This is a genomic window from Mycobacterium innocens (assembly GCF_900566055.1).
Classification (GTDB): Bacteria; Actinomycetota; Actinomycetes; order Mycobacteriales; family Mycobacteriaceae; genus Mycobacterium; species Mycobacterium innocens.
In genome coordinates, this window is the sequence record NZ_UPHQ01000101.1 from 1 (window position 1) to 16351 (window position 16351).

18 protein-coding genes are annotated in these 16351 nt (G+C 65.4%); 7 read left to right on the forward strand and 11 right to left on the reverse strand.

Features of this window, described 5'->3' with window-relative positions:
- Positions 1–3 precede the first annotated feature (3 nt).
- The 3 genes from EET03_RS11200 to EET03_RS11210 are packed head-to-tail and all read right to left on the reverse strand — an operon-like array spanning position 4 to position 1945.
- On the reverse strand, positions 4–639 hold the full coding sequence (locus tag EET03_RS11200; protein WP_136625684.1) for a hypothetical protein: 636 nt from the start codon (positions 637–639) through the stop codon (positions 4–6).
- On the reverse strand, positions 636–1235 hold the full coding sequence (locus EET03_RS11205) for a putative toxin (RefSeq protein ID WP_099194126.1): 600 nt from the start codon (positions 1233–1235) through the stop codon (positions 636–638). Before EET03_RS11205 ends, EET03_RS11200 begins: the two co-directional genes overlap by 4 nt.
- The gene (locus EET03_RS11210; protein ID WP_075543252.1) at positions 1223–1945 is read right to left on the reverse strand and encodes a WXG100-like domain-containing protein; all 723 of its coding nucleotides are present in this window, start codon (positions 1943–1945) and stop codon (positions 1223–1225) included. The genes EET03_RS11205 and EET03_RS11210 overlap by 13 nt, the downstream gene beginning before the upstream one ends.
- Before the next feature lie 98 nt (positions 1946–2043).
- Here EET03_RS11210 and EET03_RS11215 point away from each other — a divergent pair, with 98 nt between their 5' ends.
- The gene (locus EET03_RS11215) at positions 2044–3171 is read left to right on the forward strand and encodes a hypothetical protein (protein ID WP_075543253.1); all 1128 of its coding nucleotides are present in this window, start codon (positions 2044–2046) and stop codon (positions 3169–3171) included.
- On the opposite strand, the gene EET03_RS11220 is transcribed toward EET03_RS11215, so the two are convergent.
- Both EET03_RS11220 and EET03_RS11225 read right to left on the reverse strand, forming a co-directional pair.
- A complete protein-coding gene (locus EET03_RS11220; protein ID WP_075543254.1) occupies positions 3168–3458 on the reverse strand; it encodes a WXG100 family type VII secretion target in 291 nt (96 codons plus the stop codon). The two genes, EET03_RS11215 and EET03_RS11220, sit on opposite strands and share 4 nt — an antisense overlap.
- Positions 3459–3460: 2 nt before the next feature.
- Positions 3461–3787 carry a WXG100 family type VII secretion target gene (locus tag EET03_RS11225; RefSeq protein ID WP_136625685.1) on the reverse strand — a complete coding sequence of 109 codons (327 nt, stop codon included), beginning with the start codon at positions 3785–3787 and terminating at the stop codon, positions 3461–3463.
- 88 nt (positions 3788–3875) lie between these two features.
- Here EET03_RS11225 and EET03_RS11230 point away from each other — a divergent pair, with 88 nt between their 5' ends.
- On the forward strand, positions 3876–4313 hold the full coding sequence (locus EET03_RS11230) for a hypothetical protein (RefSeq protein WP_075543256.1): 438 nt from the start codon (positions 3876–3878) through the stop codon (positions 4311–4313).
- A gap of 4 nt (positions 4314–4317) precedes the next feature.
- Here EET03_RS11230 and EET03_RS11235 read toward each other — a convergent pair whose 3' ends face one another.
- The gene (locus tag EET03_RS11235) at positions 4318–4632 is read right to left on the reverse strand and encodes a YbaB/EbfC family nucleoid-associated protein (RefSeq protein ID WP_082274711.1); all 315 of its coding nucleotides are present in this window, start codon (positions 4630–4632) and stop codon (positions 4318–4320) included.
- A gap of 69 nt (positions 4633–4701) precedes the next feature.
- Complete coding sequence (locus tag EET03_RS11240; RefSeq protein ID WP_075543258.1) at positions 4702–5679, reverse strand: quinone oxidoreductase family protein; 978 nt, start codon at positions 5677–5679, stop codon at positions 4702–4704.
- Positions 5680–5698: 19 nt separating this feature from the next.
- Between EET03_RS11240 and EET03_RS11245 the strand changes: the two genes are divergently transcribed.
- On the forward strand, positions 5699–6553 hold the full coding sequence (locus EET03_RS11245; RefSeq protein WP_075543259.1) for a hypothetical protein: 855 nt from the start codon (positions 5699–5701) through the stop codon (positions 6551–6553).
- On the opposite strand, the gene EET03_RS11250 is transcribed toward EET03_RS11245, so the two are convergent.
- The 4 genes from EET03_RS11250 to mptB all read right to left on the reverse strand — a co-directional run bounded on the left by EET03_RS11250 (position 6503) and on the right by mptB (position 11032).
- Positions 6503–7438: a COX15/CtaA family protein gene (locus tag EET03_RS11250; protein WP_075543287.1), complete on the reverse strand. Its 936-nt coding sequence runs from the start codon at positions 7436–7438 to the stop codon at positions 6503–6505. The genes EET03_RS11245 and EET03_RS11250 overlap by 51 nt on opposite strands.
- Before the next feature lie 149 nt (positions 7439–7587).
- Positions 7588–8298: an ABC transporter permease gene (locus tag EET03_RS11255; protein ID WP_244232313.1), complete on the reverse strand. Its 711-nt coding sequence runs from the start codon at positions 8296–8298 to the stop codon at positions 7588–7590.
- Between the two features lie 65 nt (positions 8299–8363).
- Positions 8364–9314, reverse strand: a complete 951-nt coding sequence (locus tag EET03_RS11260; RefSeq protein WP_075543261.1) for an ABC transporter ATP-binding protein — start codon at positions 9312–9314, stop codon at positions 8364–8366.
- Entirely contained in the window at positions 9311–11032 is a 1722-nt protein-coding gene (mptB, locus tag EET03_RS11265) for a polyprenol phosphomannose-dependent alpha 1,6 mannosyltransferase MptB (protein ID WP_075543262.1), read from the reverse strand. Before mptB ends, EET03_RS11260 begins: the two co-directional genes overlap by 4 nt.
- 53 nt (positions 11033–11085) lie before the next feature.
- On the opposite strand from mptB, the gene EET03_RS11270 reads away from it, so the two are divergent.
- From EET03_RS11270 to sufC, 4 genes are read left to right on the forward strand one after another with little or no spacing between them, the layout of a single operon-like run.
- On the forward strand, positions 11086–11871 hold the full coding sequence (locus EET03_RS11270) for a helix-turn-helix transcriptional regulator (protein ID WP_075543263.1): 786 nt from the start codon (positions 11086–11088) through the stop codon (positions 11869–11871).
- Complete coding sequence (sufB, locus tag EET03_RS11275) at positions 11868–14387, forward strand: intein-containing Fe-S cluster assembly protein SufB (RefSeq protein WP_075543264.1); 2520 nt, start codon at positions 11868–11870, stop codon at positions 14385–14387. Before EET03_RS11270 ends, sufB begins: the two co-directional genes overlap by 4 nt.
- Entirely contained in the window at positions 14384–15565 is a 1182-nt protein-coding gene (gene sufD / locus EET03_RS11280) for a Fe-S cluster assembly protein SufD (protein WP_075543265.1), read from the forward strand. Before sufB ends, sufD begins: the two co-directional genes overlap by 4 nt.
- A complete protein-coding gene (gene sufC / locus EET03_RS11285) occupies positions 15565–16350 on the forward strand; it encodes a Fe-S cluster assembly ATPase SufC (RefSeq protein ID WP_075543266.1) in 786 nt (261 codons plus the stop codon). The genes sufD and sufC overlap by 1 nt, the downstream gene beginning before the upstream one ends.
- Position 16351: the final 1 nt, after the last annotated feature.

Genomic DNA, 16351 nt, shown 5'->3' on the forward strand with positions numbered 1-16351 from the left:
GGGCTAGTCCGGGGGTAGTTTGTCGAGGGTTTTTTGTGCTTCCTTGCGCCAATACTCGTGTTTGTCGTTGAGGTATTTGGCGACCTCATCACGTACCCCGGTGGCGCGCTGGCGCACCAGAGCTGCCATCGCGTCGGTCCGTGTTCCCGGGTCACACAGTTGACTAACCGCCAGTTGCTTGGCTTCTTCGGTCTTGAACTGCCCCAGCCAACGCACCAAGTCCGATTTTGTCGGAAAATCGCGCTCGGAACGGATCAACGCGGCCACCCGGGGAAAGTCGGAGCGGTCACAGACTTGAGCCAGCGCAAAGCCGGTGGCCTCGAGCTCTTCGTTGCAAAGCGGGGGGTCGATATCAAACTGGTGAAACAAAATGTCCGCGGCGGCGCGGTTACCCTTGGCGTGCTTGGTGATCAGGTTGCGGATCAGGCCCACTCGCCAGGCACGGCGGTCCTCGTTGGGTGGGACGCGTTCGTCGAGGTGCTGTAGCCAGTCGACCATGATTGGCACCGCCTGCGGATAGTCATAGCGAGAGTTCATCAACTCCCAGACGGTGTCTTCGGGGATGCCTGCAGCGTCGAGTTCAGCTTTCATCGCTTGTTCGGATTCTGGCCACGTGTCGGGTTTCCCTGGCGACCTCATGACAAATTCTTACTATCGTCGATTTCCACATTCAGCCCCGGGAATTGATCTTTCAACCTCGCCTCCAAGTCGCCGTATACGGTGCGTCCCTTATCAACCACGATGACCAGTTTGTAGCCGTTATCTCGTGCCCACTGAGCCATGTCACGAAGCTGCTGGGTCGAATCGAGCTTCTTGACGTTCTTGACTTCACGTACCACGCGTGTTGTTGGGTCGATTTCGTCAGGTATCCGGGTTCTTCTTGCCCCGGTCTTCGGGTCCGTTACACGAATCGGCACCTTCTTGGTCTGGTCGATGCCGGCGATGTCCTCGGCGCGGCGGCCTTTGCGACGGTTGTCGTTGACCCGTTGCGTCGGTGTCGGATTGACCCGACGCGGCACTAGATCCAACAGCCGCTTCACCGCGGGCAATGCCGTGCCCATCGCGCTGCCGGCTGCGGTCAGGTCGGTCATCGACGCGGTCGCGGTGGTGCGCAGCGCGGCGTTGAGGCCGTTGATTTGGGTGACGGCCGCGGCGATGAAGGCCTCTTTGATGGGCCCGGTCAGTCGGTGCAGCACCGGCGGATAGCTATCCAAAATGATTATCAGCCAATGCAACTGGTTGACGACGCCATGTCGTCCTTGACGGACTTCAGCTTATTGCCGTAATCCTTTGCCGCACGCGACAAATCGCCACAAGCGCCGGCGATATCGGTGTTGACACCGCGCGCCTCCTCCAGCCGGTCGACCAGCGGCGCAATCTCTGCGGCCTCCACATCGACGATCAGCCGTTGCTCTTCGGGGCCGGGTTGATCGTCGATGCGAACGAGGTCGTGGCCGAAGGTTTCCCAGGCAGCCGAGGCCGCCAGCGCATGGTCGGGATGCCCGTCGGGCCAGCCGTCCACGATGCGGTCGGCGACCAGATTCCAGTGCGGCGGTTCGGGATCGCCGCCACCGGCCACCGAACTCACAGCCACCGCCGCGTCGATGAAGGTGCCGGCGGATTCACCCGGCGGGGTGATCGGCGCGCCATAGGCATCGCGCTGGTTGAGGGTCGAGGCTTCCTCGGTTTGGTCGTGGTTGATGCCGTTTTGGCGTAGCAGGCTGCCCAAATTGTGGAACACGTTGACCAACCGGTAGGCGACCTGGCCGGCCTCCTCGGCCGCGGCGTCGTAGGAACTCGCCCATTGCGGGCCGACCCCGTGGGTTCCGGCCGCTCCCGCGGCATCCACCCCGGCCAGCTTGCGCAGCGCGGCGGCGGCGTGGTCGCTGTTTTCCTTGTACGCCGCGGCCGCGTCGTAGAACAATTCCGGGTCAACGTCAGTCATGGCCGCCCCGCCCACCTCCCGCGCTAGCGGATCGATTGTATGGCAACCTGGCGTTCGGTGATTTCGGGTGAATTCGGACGACAGAAGGGCTGACCCAATTGTCCTATGACCTGACCGTCTACGCCGCGTCAAGCATCGACGACGAGCAGTTGGAAGAAATCGTCGCATCGGTCCCCGGGTTGTCGGTCGGCGATAGCGGTGACCATGAGGTGACCGTGCTGCGCGGTAAGCAAGAAAAGTACTCGTTCACCGTCTTCGGGCCGCACGAGATCGAGCCCGAGGACGTGCCCGACGACGTGGTGCCGCATGTGCTGGACCCGACCACCAGTTGGCAGGTCGTCGTCGAGGGCAGCGATCCGGCCGAAGTGCGGCCCGCCCGGCGGTTCGCCAAGGCGTTGGCTCGGGCCGCGGGGGGTGTGGCGTTCGACGAGCAGACCGAGGAGATTCTCGGCGCGAAGAGGGCCCGTCAGATCGCCTCGCCCGGTTCGGAGCTGATCCGCATCCTTGACTTGCATTGGTACTCACCGGAGTCGGCGCCCAACGCGGCGACCCTGTGGCTGGAGCTGGCAAGAAAGTTTCTGCCCGAAGCGCTACCACGCCGGTTCGGCAATGTTTACCCGCTGCGGTATCGGTTGGATCGTGATGGGGACGACCAATTTATCGCAACCTTCGCCTCCGATGGCGCATGGTTCAAGGCCACCCTGCCGTGCATCGACGGCGGGCTGTACCGCGAGCCATGGGACGGCATCGTGATTGACAGCATCAGAATGGTGGCCCAACCGTTGGACGACCCGCCGTGGCGCAACACCGTGCAGCGCTTCTTCGTCGAGTACGCCCGCCGGCGCGGCAGCGTGCTGGCCACCGGCGAAGTGCTACGCAACCACAAACTGTCCGGACCCACGGACACCAGCTGGGATCTGAGCGGCTCACTGCGCGGCCCCGGCGGGATCCTGGGTCTGCCGGCCAACCCGGTCTGGTGGACCTGGCTGGGCAACGACTACCTGTCACTGGTCCGCGATTACCTGCCGCCCGAACACACCACCTACTACGACGAGGGCGCCCTATACGCGCCGACCGACGAACCCACCGACCGCGGCCAACTCGCCGCCCTGCCCGATCCCTTCCCGGCGTCGCTGCGCGTCACGGCCATTCCCTCGGAATACGGGCCAATCAACACTCCCCGGAACAGCCCCGCGGCGATCCGCCCTCACCTCAGCCAGGGCTAACCGCCCCACATCGCGGTGTTGACCTCCGCGTTATGCACATAGTTGCGATGCGCGATGTGCGCGTTGAGGTGCATGTCGAACACCACCTCGCTCATCTCGTCTGCCCAGCCTTGCCAGTGCTGCATCCGCTCCAGAAATGCGTCGAACGCCACACCTTCCCAATGATGTTGCAGGCCACGCAATTCGGTGGCCACCTCGTTGAGGCGATCCTTCATCACCAGGCAAAACTGCCGCATCGCATCGGCGGCGTCGACCAAGTCATCCTCGTTGACGGTGCGTCGCGCCACGATCAGCGCCCGTCAACCGGGCCGGCGGGTCTGATGCTGCCGAAAGCATCGGCCGCGGCGTGCTCCATCTGCGCATAGCCCGCAGCGGCAGCGGCCAACGATTCCCCGATCCAGCGCAGGTCGGCGAGCATCTGGCCGCACTCGTCGTCGATCTCGGCCCATACATCCAGATAGGCACTGGCTGCCTGACCGGTCCAGGTGCCGGCAAGGTCGTCCATCTGCCCGCCAAGCTTGTCCCGCAGGCCATCGATCTCGTCGGCAGCGCCCGTCGTGGCCTTCGACGCGTGAGCCAGCTCTGCACAGTAAACGCGCAGCTCCTCGGCCGCCATGCTGACCACCCCTCGAAAAGACGTCGTATCCGCAGACTACTGTCACATGCAGTCCAGATGCGACTAGACGAAGCGGAGATGGCGAACTATGCCCGGTTGGCGCGACACCGTGACGGAGGAAGCGCAAGCCGACCTCGACGAGTTGGTCGACGCCGCAACCAGGTTCGCACTCGAGCAGGTCGCCTCGACAGGTGAATTCCTGCCGTTCGCCCTCGCGGTATCCAACGGCGGCGCACGACAAGCCATTGCGCCCAATTACCCCCGCGATCGCGAACTGCCGATAGCAGAGCAGATCGCCACACAGTGGCGCGCACTCACCGACTTGAAGGACAGCCTGCGCGCCGCCGCCGTCGCGGTCAACGTCAGATTGACCGAGGCGAATCAGGACGGTATCGAGCTCAGCGTTGAGCACCGCGAAGGTGTGGCGATCGGGCTGATCTTCCCCTACACCCGCGGCGCCGACGGCGATTATCAGTTGGAGGCACCCTCGGCGCACCGGGAAGATCGCCGCATCTGGGTGTCTTGAGGTCCTACGCCGGAGGCGGCAGGTCCCGCATCACAGCCAGGGCGTCGGCAATACTGTCTGCCAACTCATCGACGTCAGCAGTTACGCATTCCTCTGCGTAATCGCTTGCCGCACTGATAGTTTCGTTGATCATCCGAGCAACTTCGTGGGCGCCCATGCCGAGTATCCCAGGGTCGATGCTGAGTCCGGTCAGGCGTCGATGCCCATTGACCGTCACCTCGACGGCACCTGTCTGATGTGTCGCGGTGAATGCCTCGGCGTCCATCCGGTGAACCTGCTGGTCGAGCAGAGACATCACGACGTCGGCCTGATCAAACATCCGTCTGACCTGGGGGTGATGAGCAGGGCTCACGTTATCTCCGTCGATTCACGCGGCGGGGTCAGAGACTCACGGCAGCAACACTATTGAGCCGGTGGTCTTGCGGCCCTGCAAGTCCTGATGTGCCCGGGCAGCTTCGGACAGCGGATACCGACCGCTGATCTCCACGTTGACCACCCCGCCGCCGATGACGTCGAACAGCTCGGCGGCGCGCCAGCCGAATTCCTCGCCGGTGCGCAGGAAATGGACCAGTGACGGACGGGTCAGATACACCGACCCGGCCGCGTTGAGGCGCTGCGGGTCGACCGGCGGAACCGGACCGGACGCGGCGCCGAACAGCGCCAGCGTCCCGCGGACAGCCAGGCTGGACAGGCTGGCGTCGAACGTGGTGGCGCCCACCCCGTCGTATACGGCCGCCACACCGGCCCCGTCGGTCAGCGCACGGACCCGATCGGCGAACCGCACGGCATCGGTGGGGTAGTCGAGAACCTCGGCCGCACCGGCTTCCCGGGACAGCTCGGCTTTCTCCGGGGTCGAGACGGTAGTGATCACCCGCACCCCCAGGTGAGTGGCCCACTGCGTCAAGATCAGTCCGACACCGCCGGCGCCGGCATGCACCAAGATCGTGTCGCCGTCTTGCACCGGGTACACCGACTTCAGCAGGTAATGGGCGGTCAGGCCCTTCAGCAACGCCGACGCCGCCACCTCGGAGCTGACGCCGTCCGGCACCTTAGCGCTCAAAAATGCTGGCGCCGTACAGAATTCGGCGTAGCCACCGTTGGCGGAAGCGCTGACCACCCGGTCGCCCACGGTGATGGCGCTCTCGACCCCTTCGCCGATGGCCACCACCGTGCCGCACACCTCGGAGCCGACGATGAACGGCAGTGGTCGTGGGTACTGCCCCGAGCGGAAATAGGTGTCGATGAAGTTGACACCGATCGCCTCGGCCTTGACCAACAATTGGCCGTGGCCCGCCTCGGGTTGTGCCGTCTCCACATAACGCAACACCTCGGGGCCACCGGTTTCACTGACTTCGATTGCGTGCATCTGGTTATCATGCCCGGCAATGAAGCTTGCCCGGCCGGATATCTTCCATCCGCGCGTCGTGCTGGCGGGTTGGCCGCGGCAGCCCGCCGGTGACGGCGACGACGTCGGGCTGGTTGCGGCGCTGCGCCACCGTGGGTTACACGCCCACTGGTTACCTTGGGACCATCCCGACATAGCGCGCGCGCATCTGGTGATATTGCGGGCCACCCGCGATTACGCCGCGCGCCTCGACGAGTTCCTGCCCTGGACCAACAGCGTGGCCCAACTACTGAATCCGCCGTCGGTCATCGCCTGGAACGCCGACCGTCGCTATCTGGAAGACCTGGCGAGTCGGGGAGTGCCGACCCTGCCCGGTGAGGTATGCGCGCCGCGCCAGCAGATCAGGCTGCCGCATGCCGGACGGGTCTTCGTCAGCCCGACGGTCGGCACCGGCGCCCGCCGGTTCAGTGATCCCTCGTCGGCCGCCGCGTATATCGCCGAACGCCGGCAAGGCGGCCATTCGGTGGTGGTGCAGACGGCCGACCCGGACGCCGAAACGCTGCTGATCTTCCTCGGGGGACAGCCGTCGCACGCCTTCACCACGCACGATGACGCGCTGCGCCGGGGTGAGCCCGATTTCGAACTCTGGGAGATCGGCGTCGCCGCGCTGGAAGCAGCCGCGACCGCATCCGGCGTCGGCGTCGGCGAGCTGCTCTATGCGCGGGCCCACCTGATCGGAAGGCAGTTGCTGGAACTGCAATTGGTGGACCCGTCGCTGGGCTGGCGCCGGTTGGACGCATCGGCCCGCGATCGGGGCCAGCGTCGGTTCGCGCTGTGCGTGGAGTCAGCTCTGGAGCGGTTGGGGCTGGGCCCGTTCTCGCATCGACGCCCATAGCGCCGCGGTGGCCGCCGTACCCGCTGCGGCCCCGAGGACGTGAAGTGCGACCAGGGCGGGCGGCACCCCGTTGTGATACTGCACGATGCCCACCAGCGCCTGCGCGAAAACCAGGGCGAGCAGCACGGCGAGGCGCCGCAGGATCGGCCGTCCTGCACCGACAGCCAACAACCCGAATCCGAGGCCGACCAGCAACGCCAGGTAGGAAACCAGCAGCGACGAATGCAGGTGCACCAAGGTGTTGATCTCGACTTTCAGCCGCGGCACCGTGCGGGTGGGGCTCTTGTCACCGGCATGCGGCCCGGCGGCTGTCACCAGCGTGCCGGTGACCAGGACCGCGGCCAGATTCACCGCGCTCAACACCGTGAGCACGCGCAGCGGTCGGACCACGAGCCGGCGAACAATCCCCTCGTCGGGCTCGCCGACCTTGACGTAGAGCAACACCGAGAGCCAGACCATCGTCATGGACGCCACCAGGTGGATGGCCACCGTCCACCACAGCAGCCCGGTGCGCACGGTGATGCCGCCGATCACGGCCTGCACCACCGTCGACGCGGGCATCAGCCATGCATAGACCAGCACCTCGGTGCGCCGTCGCGCCCTGGTGACCGCCAGCACGGCCAGCGCCGCGGCGATCACGACCGCGAAGGTGATCATCCGGTTGCCGAACTCCACCGCCTGGTGGATCCGCGGCACCTCGGCAACCGCTACCGGGGTGAAGCTTCCGGGGAAGCATTGCGGCCAGGTCGGACAACCCAGGCCCGACGCCGTGACCCGCACGATCGTGCCGGTGACCGCGATGCCACCCTGGGTCAAGATGACGGCGGCGGCAATTGCGCGCTGCACCCGCAGACTCGGGTCGGGGAGCAGGTCCACCAACCGCATCAGCGTTCGTCCGACGGCCACCGCCCGATCGTAACGACAACTACGTCGCGTAGTAGAAGCGGGCGTCGCGCCGAGATTGCCGCCATGGCTGTGGTTTCAGCTAGGCCAGCGACCATGGCGGCAATATCGACGGCCTGACCGGCGCCCGATCAGGTGAAGCGGAACCAGCGACGCGCTGCCAGTGCCGCCGCCGTACCCCACGCCGCCAGGACAATCAGCCCGAACGCATCCACCGACAGGGTCATCGCCTGCGACAGCGCCTCGGTGAGCGCACCGGACGGGGTCAACCGGGCTGCCCACTTGACCGCCGTCGGAATCATCGAGGTCTCGAGGGTGAGCGAGCCGAACCCGGCGAACACGAACCACATCAGGTTGGCGACGGCGAGCACGATCTCGGCCCGCAACGTGCCGCCCAGCAGCAGCCCGAGCGCGGCGAAGCCCGCGGTGCCCAGCGCGATGACGGCCGCCCCCAAGGCCAGTGCGGCCGGTGCCGGTCGCCAGCCCAGCGTAAAGCCGATGGCGCCCAAGATGATTGCTTGCAGAAACACCACGGCAACCACGGCCAGTGACTTGCCGGCGATGATTCCCCAGACCGGCAGCGGGGTCGCGCCGAGCCGTTTGAGTGCGCCGTAGCGGCGGTCGAACGCGACCGCGATGGCCTGGCCGGTGAACGCGGTGGAGACCACGGCGAGCGCCATGATCACCGGTACGAACGTGGCGGCGCGGTGCTGCCCGAACGAGCCGAGCGGCAGCAGCGTGAGCCCGACCAGCAGGGTGATCGGGATGAACATGGTCAGCAGCAGCTGCTCGCCGTTGCGCAACAGCAGTTTGAGTTCCAGCCCGAATTGTGCGGCCAGCATCCGGGATATGGCGTTGGGGCGTGGGTTCGGGGTGAAGGTCCCCGGGGGAAACAGCGTGTTGTCGGTCACGGTCGCAACTTCCTGCCGGTGAGATCCAGGAACACGTCCTCGAGGCTGCGTTGTTCGACCCGCATATCGGTGGCCAGTACGTCGATCTGCGCGCACCAGGCGGTGACGGTTGCCAGTACCTGCGGGTTGACCGGGCCCTCGACGAGGTACTCGCCGGGCGTTAACTCGGAGGCCTGATAGTCCTCCGGCAACGCGGAGGCCAGCAGCGACAGGTCAAGCCGCGGTGGTGCGGTGAACCGCAACTGGTCTTTGGCGCCGGTGCGGGTCAGCTCGGTCGGGGTCCCCGAGGCCACCGTGACGCCGTGGTCGATGATGACCAGCCGATCCGCGAGTTCCTCAGCTTCTTTGAGTTGATGGGTGGTCAGCACGACCGTCACACCGTCGCGGCGCAGGGCGTCGATCAACTCCCATACCACTAGCCGAGCGTGGGCGTCCATGCCGGCAGTGGGCTCGTCGAGAAAAACCAGCTCGGGACGCCCCACCAGAGCGCAGGCCAGGGCAAGTCGCTGCTGCTGCCCTCCGGAGAGCCGCCGATAGGTGGTGTGGGCAACCTCGGTGAGCCCGAGGGTGTCCAACAGCCACCGCGGATCAATCGGGTCGGCCGCATAGGCGGCGACCAGGTTCAGCATTTCCCCGGCGCGTGCGGCTGGATAGCCGCCGCCGCCCTGCAGCATCACGCCAATGCGTGGGCGCAGCCGCGCGTTGTCGGCGATCGGGTCCAGCCCGAGCACCTCGATGGTTCCGGTGTCCGGGCGCACGAAGCCCTCGCACATCTCGACGGTTGTCGTCTTACCGGCACCGTTGGGGCCCAGCAGCGCCAGCACCTCGGCGGCCCGCACCTCGAGGTCGAGGCTGGAGACGGCCGTCAGGGATCCGTACCGCTTGGTCACTCCACGTAGCCGGACTACTACGGCGTCTCCTGAGGACGCTTGGGGGGCCGAGCTCACGTGGAGTCAGCGTAGGCGTCCGGCGCCGACGTCGTCTGCCGGGTCACCGAAGTCTCAGCTGCGGGTACCGGGTCGATGAGCGTCTGTTGTTTCGCTTCGCCGTTCCCCGTCGGCAGGCCTTGCCACGGTAACCGGTGGTAGGTCAGCGCAATCAGGACCAACACGATGATCGCGCTGGCCAGGGTGGCATCGATGATCTGAAACAACGCGAAGCGGTCCCCGTTGGCCGTCGGCCCGAAGATGCCGACGATGAGCGTGATGACGATGGCGGCCACCCGAAATCCGGTGCGGGTCGCCCACGCCGCCATCGGAATGATGGCCCAGAGCAGATACCAGGGCTGCACGACCGGGAACAACAGCACCGTGATGCCCAGCGCGACCCCGAGGCCGCCGATCGGGTGCAGCCGGCCGCGGAACACCGCCAGCAGCAACCAGCAGACCATCACCATGATGATCAGCACGCCCATGGCACGCGTCAGCGACAATACCGCGGTGGTGTGATCTCCCAAGCGCAGCAGAATGCCCACCTGCCCGGTGCCCAGGGCCAGCAGTGTCGGCGGCGACATCCAGCTGCGCACCACGTTGGCGGTGCCCAGCGTGTAGATCCAGCCGAAGCCCAGCCCGCTTGCCCATCCGACGATGGCCATTACCGATAGCGACACTGCTGCCATGCCGCCGCCGGCCAGCAGCAGCGCTTTGATCGTGCCGCTGTAGCGGTAAGCCAAGGCCATCGTGATGAAGCCCAGCGCCAGCAGCGAAGGCAGCTTCACCTGAGATGACAGCGTGATCAGGATCGATCCGCCGAGCAGCATGGCCAGTGGTTCCCAGTCCGCGCCCGGGCGCCATGATGCGGGCATCAGACGCGTGGCTTCCCCTACATCGAGTAAATCGGTGCCACGCAGCGCGATTTCGACGCCGGTCAGCATCAACCCGAGCATCAGTGCCTCGTTGTGGATACCGGCGACCAGGTGCATGAACAGCAGGGGATTGGCTGCACCCAGCCACAGCGCGCTGACCTCGGCAACGCCACAGCGCCGGGCCAGCCGCGGCGTCGCCCACACGATCAACGCCACGCCGATCAACACCACCAACCGATGACAGAGCACCGCGGCGACAATGTTTTCTCCCGTCAGCGCGGAGATCCCGCGGCCGATCCACAAGAACAGCGGACCGTAGGGGGCCGGCGTCTCCCGCCACAGGCTGGGAACCGACAGCGTGAACACGTGACCCAGACCCAGGCCGGACGCCGGGCCCACCCGGTAGGGGTCGAGTCCGTCGCGGGAAATCTGGCTTTGGGCCAGGTAGGAGTAGACGTCCTTGCTGTACATCGGCGGGGCGATGAGCAGCGGCAGCATCCACAACACCAGGGTGCGGTCCAGGTCGCCGCGCGACATCTTCCTCTTGCCCAGCGCAAACCGGCCGAGCATCAGCCAGGCCAGCGCCATCATGACGGCTCCGGTGGTGGTCATCGTCAATGACACGGTCTGGATTCGCGACGGCAGGTTGAGCAGCCGGACCCCGAAGGTGGGATCCTGCACGACCGGCCTGGCGCCAGCACCCAGGGCGCCGATGCCCATCAAGACCGTGCCGGTGGCGCCGAACAGCCGGGTGCGCGCCAGTGCGGTCAGTTCGGCGGCGTTCAGCGGTGAGCCCACCGCCTGCTCGTCGCCGTGGAGGCTGGCGATCGACGAGCTCAGCGTGTGGTGGCGGGCTGCCATCAGAGCAGCCTAGCCCCGGCGATTCGGGACGAGCGGTCACGCCGCGTTGCGGCGTGAGGGCACCCTCGCTAGACAGCTCCCTGGAATTACGTCACACTTGTGTTGTGAAAATCCAGGCAGCTACTCCTGCTGTCCCAGCCGCGGTCCCCGACGGTCACACCCGTCGCGCCATTGTGCGCTTGCTGGTGGAATCCGGGTCGATCACCGCCGGTGAGATCGGCGACCGGTTGGGGCTGTCGGCCGCCGGTGTGCGGCGTCATCTTGATGCGCTCATCGAGGCGGGCGACGCGGAATCCGTACCGGCCGCGCCGTGGCAGCAGGCGGGACGCGGACGGCCCGCCAAGCGTTACCGGCTGACCTCGGCCGGCCGGGCCAAGCTGGACCACTCGTACGACGACTTGGCGTCGGCGGCCATGCGGCAACTGCGGGAGATCGGCGGTGACGACGCGGTGCGGACATTCGCGCGGCGACGCATCGACGCGATTCTGGCCGATGTCGCCCGGGCCGACGGCCACGGCGACGCCGCGGTGGAAGCGGCCGCGGAGCGGATCGCCGACGCGTTGACCAAAGCCGGTTACGTCGCCACCACCACCCGCGTGGGTGGGCCGATCCATGGTGTGCAAATCTGCCAGCATCACTGTCCGGTGTCCCATGTCGCCGAGGAATTCCCGGAGTTGTGCGAAGCCGAGCAGCAGGCGATGGCCGAAGTGCTGGGAACCCACGTGCAGCGGTTGGCGACCATCGTCAACGGCGACTGCGCCTGCACCACCCACGTGCCTTTAACGCCGGCGCCCAGCCCGCGCCGCGACACTACGAGCATCAAAGGAGCGACCGTATGACCCTCGAGGCCAGCAAGACCGCTGCCGAGCCGCTGACCCAGGCGGAGGCTATTGCTTCGCTGAGCCGCTACGGCTACGGCTGGGTCGACTCCGATGTCGCCGGCGCCAGCGCCCAGCGCGGGCTGTCCGAGGCGGTGGTTCGCGACATCTCCGCGAAGAAGAACGAGCCCGAGTGGATGCTGCAGAACCGGCTGAAGGCGCTGCGAATCTTCGAGCGCAAGCCGATGCCGCGCTGGGGCTCCAACCTCGAGGGCATCGACTTCGACAACATCAAATACTTCGTGCGCTCTACCGAGAAGCAGGCCGCCACTTGGGATGATTTGCCAGAGGACATTAGAAATACCTACGACCGGCTGGGAATTCCGGAGGCGGAAAAGCAGAGATTAGTTGCTGGTGTAGCGGCACAATACGAGTCAGAAGTTGTTTATCACCAGATCAGAGAGGATTTAGAGGCCCAAGGGGTCGTATTCTTAGACACTGATACTGGTTTGCGGGAACACCCGGAAATATTTAAGAAATACTTCGGAACAGTAATTCCAGCAGGGGACAACAAGTTTTCCGCGCTGAATACCGCAGCGTGGAGCGGTGGATCCTTCATCTACGTCCCGCCCGGCGTGCACGTCGACATTCCGCTGCAGGCCTACTTCCGGATCAATACCGAGAACATGGGCCAGTTCGAGCGAACATTGATCATCGCCGACGAGGGTTCCTACGTGCACTACGTAGAGGGCTGTCTGCCCGCCGGGGAGCTGATCACGACCGCCGACGGTGACTTGCGACCCATCGAATCGATCCGTGTGGGCGACTACGTCGCCGGCCACGACGGGCTGCCACACCGCGTGACTGCCGTGCAAATGCGCGACCTTAACGGCGAGCTGTTCAGCTTTACCCCGATGTCGCCCGCAAACCAGTTCTCCGTCACGGCAGAGCACCCGTTGCTTGTCATTCCGCGCCAAGAGGTGCGTGTCATGCGTAACGAACGCAACGGCTGGAAGGCTGAAGTCGACAGCGCCAAGCTGCGTCGTGCCGAGCCGCGCTGGATCCCGGCGAAAGACGTGGCCGAGGGCGACTTCCTGGTCTACCCCAAGCCGAAGCCAATCCCGCACAAAACGGTCTTGCCGCTTGAGTTTGCGCGCCTGGCTGGTTACTACCTGGCCGAGGGTCATGCGTGCTTGACCAATAGTTGTGAGTCACTGATCTTCTCGTTCCACAGCGACGAGTTCGAGTATGTCGAGGACGTGCGACAGGCGTGCAAGGCGCTGTACGAGAAGTCTGGCTCTGTGTTGGTCGAGGAGCACAAGCATTCGGCTCGCGTCACTGTCTACACCAAGGCGGGCTATGCCGCGATGCGCGACAACGTCGGCATCGGGTCGTCGAACAAGAAGCTGTCGGATCTACTGATGCGCCAGGACGAGACGTTCCTGCGGGAGCTGGTGGACGCCTACGTGAACGGTGACGGCAACACCACCCGGCGAGGCGGCGCGCTGTGGAAGCGGGCACACACGACCTCGCGTGTCTGGGCGTTCCAGTTGCAGGCCATTCTGGCTCGGCTGGGTCACTACGCGACCATCGAACTACGTCGAGCGGGCGGTCCCGGGGTGATCCAGGGACGCAACGTCATCCGCAAGGACATTTACCAGGTTCAATGGACCGAGGGCGGCCACGGGCCCAAGCAGGCCCGCGATTGTGGCGGCTACTTCGCGGTGCCGATCAAGAAGCGGACAGTACGCGAGGCGCACGAACCGGTGTACAACCTCGATGTCGAGGAGCCGGACAGCTATCTGGCCTACGGGTTTGCGGTGCACAACTGCACTGCTCCCATTTACAAGTCGGACTCGTTGCACTCAGCGGTGGTCGAAATCGTCGTGAAACCGCATGCGCGCGTTCGTTACACCACCATCCAGAACTGGTCGAACAACGTCTACAACCTGGTCACCAAACGGGCCCGCGCCGAAGCCGGCGCCACCATGGAGTGGGTCGACGGCAACATCGGGTCCAAGGTGACCATGAAGTACCCGGCGGTCTGGATGACCGGCGAACATGCCAAAGGCGAAGTGCTGTCGGTAGCGTTCGCCGGCGAAGACCAGCACCAGGACACCGGCGCCAAGATGCTGCACCTGGCGCCCAACACGTCGAGCAACATCGTGTCCAAGTCGGTGGCCCGCGGCGGCGGCCGCACCTCCTACCGCGGTCTCGTCCAGGTGAACAAGGGCGCGCACGGATCCAAGTCCAGCGTGAAATGCGATGCGCTGCTGGTAGATACGATCAGCCGCAGCGACACCTACCCGTATGTCGACATCCGCGAGGACGACGTCACCATGGGCCACGAGGCCACCGTCTCCAAGGTCAGCGAAAACCAATTGTTCTACCTGATGAGCCGCGGGATGACCGAGGACGAGGCCATGGCGATGGTGGTGCGCGGCTTCGTCGAGCCGATCGCCAAGGAGCTACCCATGGAGTACGCGCTCGAGCTCAACCGGCTGATCGAGCTGCAGATGGAGGGCGCGGTCGGATGACGTCGACCGCTGTGCAAGGCCCACTGAACAAAGGTGAGCTGTTCGCGTCCTTCGACGTCGACGCTTTCGAGGTTCCGCACGGCCGCGACGAGCTCTGGCGGTTCACGCCGCTGAAGCGGTTGCGCGGCCTGCACGACGGCTCCGCGCCGGCCACCGGTGCTGCCGAGATCAGCGTCAGCGACCGGCCCGGCATCAGCGTGGAGAAGGTGCGCCGCGGTGACGAGCGGCTCGGGCAAGGCGGCGTTCCAGCCGACCGGGTTGCGGCGCAAGCATTTTCGTCGTTTAACTCGGCCACCGTGGTCACTGTCGGACGGGACACGCAAATCGCCGAGCCGGTGAACATCACCGTCACCGGCCCTGGCGAAGGCGCGGTCGCCTACGGGCATCTGCAGATCCGGCTCGAGGAGCTCGCCGAGGCCGTCGTCATCATCGATGACCGGGGGAGCGGAACCTACGCCGACAATGTCGAATTCGTCGTCGACGACGCCGCTCGGCTGACGGTTGTGTGGATCGCCGACTGGGCCGACGACACCGTTCATATCAGTGCCCACCACGCCCGGCTCGGCAAGGACGCCGTACTGCGGCACGTCGTCGTCATGCTGGGCGGGGAGGTGGTGCGGATGGCGGCCAACGTGCGCTTCGATGCCCCCGGCGGAGATGCTGAACTACTCGGGCTGTACTTCGCCGACGACGGCCAGCACCTGGAATCGCGGCTGCTGATCGACCACGCGCACCCTGACTGTAAGTCGAACGTGCTGTACAAGGGTGCGCTGCAAGGAGATCCGGCATCGTCGCTACCCGATGCGCACACCGTGTGGGTGGGCGACGTGCTGATCCGTGCCGCGGCCACCGGCACCGACACCTTCGAGGTCAACCGCAACCTGGTGCTCACCGACGGTGCGCGCGCGGACTCGGTGCCCAACCTGGAGATCGAAACCGGCGAGATCGCCGGTGCCGGACACGCCAGTGCCACTGGACGTTTCGACGACGAGCAACTGTTCTACCTGCGCTCTCGCGGCATCCCCGAAGAGCAGGCCCGCCGGCTGGTGATCCGCGGCTTCTTCGGCGAGATCATCTCCAAGATCGCGGTGCCCGAGGTACGCGAACGTTTGACCACAGCCATTGAACACGAACTGGAAATCACCGAAGCAACGGCAACGGAGAAGACAACAGCCTGATGACGACCCTGGAAATCAAAGACCTGCACGTCAGCGTCGAAAATCCCAACGCCGCCGCCGACGGGGAGCGAGAAATTCCCATCCTCAACGGTGTCAACCTGACCGTGAATTCCGGTGAGACGCATGCCCTGATGGGTCCCAACGGCTCGGGGAAGTCGACGCTGTCCTACGCCATCGCCGGCCATCCCAAGTATCAGGTGACGTCGGGATCCATCACGCTGGACGGCGCCGACGTGTTGGCCATGAGCGTCGACGAGCGAGCGCGAGCGGGAATATTCCTGGCCATGCAGTATCCCGTCGAGGTGCCCGGTGTCTCGATGTCGAACTTCCTGCGTTCGGCGGCAACCGCCATCCGCGGCGAGCCGCCGAAGCTGCGGCACTGGGTCAAAGAGGTCAAGGCGGCCATGGCCGCACTCGACATCGACCCGGCCTTCGCCGAACGCAACGTCAACGAAGGCTTCTCCGGTGGCGAGAAGAAGCGTCACGAAATCCTGCAACTCGAGCTGCTCAAGCCCAAGATCGCCATCCTCGACGAAACCGACTCCGGCTTGGATGTCGACGCATTGCGGGTGGTCAGCGAGGGCGTGAACCGCTACGCCGAAACCGAGCACGGCGGCGTCCTGCTGATCACCCACTACACCCGCATCCTGCGCTACATCCATCCGCAACACGTGCACGTGTTCGTCGGCGGCCGCATCGTGGAATCCGGCGGCCCCGAACTAGCCGACGAGCTCGAGGAAAATGGCTACGTACGCTTTACCCAAGCGGCGGCCGCGGGGGCGTAAG

Coding starts and splice junctions, on each gene's coding strand:
- EET03_RS11200 (WP_136625684.1), bottom strand. CDS start 639: ATGAGGTCGCCAGGGAAACCCGACACGTGGCCAGAATCCGAACAAGCG.
- EET03_RS11210 (WP_075543252.1), bottom strand. CDS start 1,945: ATGACTGACGTTGACCCGGAATTGTTCTACGACGCGGCCGCGGCGTAC.
- EET03_RS11225 (WP_136625685.1), bottom strand. CDS start 3,787: ATGGCGGCCGAGGAGCTGCGCGTTTACTGTGCAGAGCTGGCTCACGCG.
- EET03_RS11230 (WP_075543256.1), top strand. CDS start 3,876: ATGCCCGGTTGGCGCGACACCGTGACGGAGGAAGCGCAAGCCGACCTC.
- EET03_RS11235 (WP_082274711.1), bottom strand. CDS start 4,632: ATGTTTGATCAGGCCGACGTCGTGATGTCTCTGCTCGACCAGCAGGTT.
- EET03_RS11240 (WP_075543258.1), bottom strand. CDS start 5,679: ATGCACGCAATCGAAGTCAGTGAAACCGGTGGCCCCGAGGTGTTGCGT.
- EET03_RS11245 (WP_075543259.1), top strand. CDS start 5,699: ATGAAGCTTGCCCGGCCGGATATCTTCCATCCGCGCGTCGTGCTGGCG.
- EET03_RS11250 (WP_075543287.1), bottom strand. CDS start 7,438: ATGCGGTTGGTGGACCTGCTCCCCGACCCGAGTCTGCGGGTGCAGCGC.
- EET03_RS11255 (WP_244232313.1), bottom strand. CDS start 8,298: ATGCTGGCCGCACAATTCGGGCTGGAACTCAAACTGCTGTTGCGCAAC.
- mptB (WP_075543262.1), bottom strand. CDS start 11,032: ATGGCAGCCCGCCACCACACGCTGAGCTCGTCGATCGCCAGCCTCCAC.
- sufB (WP_075543264.1), top strand. CDS start 11,868: ATGACCCTCGAGGCCAGCAAGACCGCTGCCGAGCCGCTGACCCAGGCG.
- sufD (WP_075543265.1), top strand. CDS start 14,384: ATGACGTCGACCGCTGTGCAAGGCCCACTGAACAAAGGTGAGCTGTTC.
- sufC (WP_075543266.1), top strand. CDS start 15,565: ATGACGACCCTGGAAATCAAAGACCTGCACGTCAGCGTCGAAAATCCC.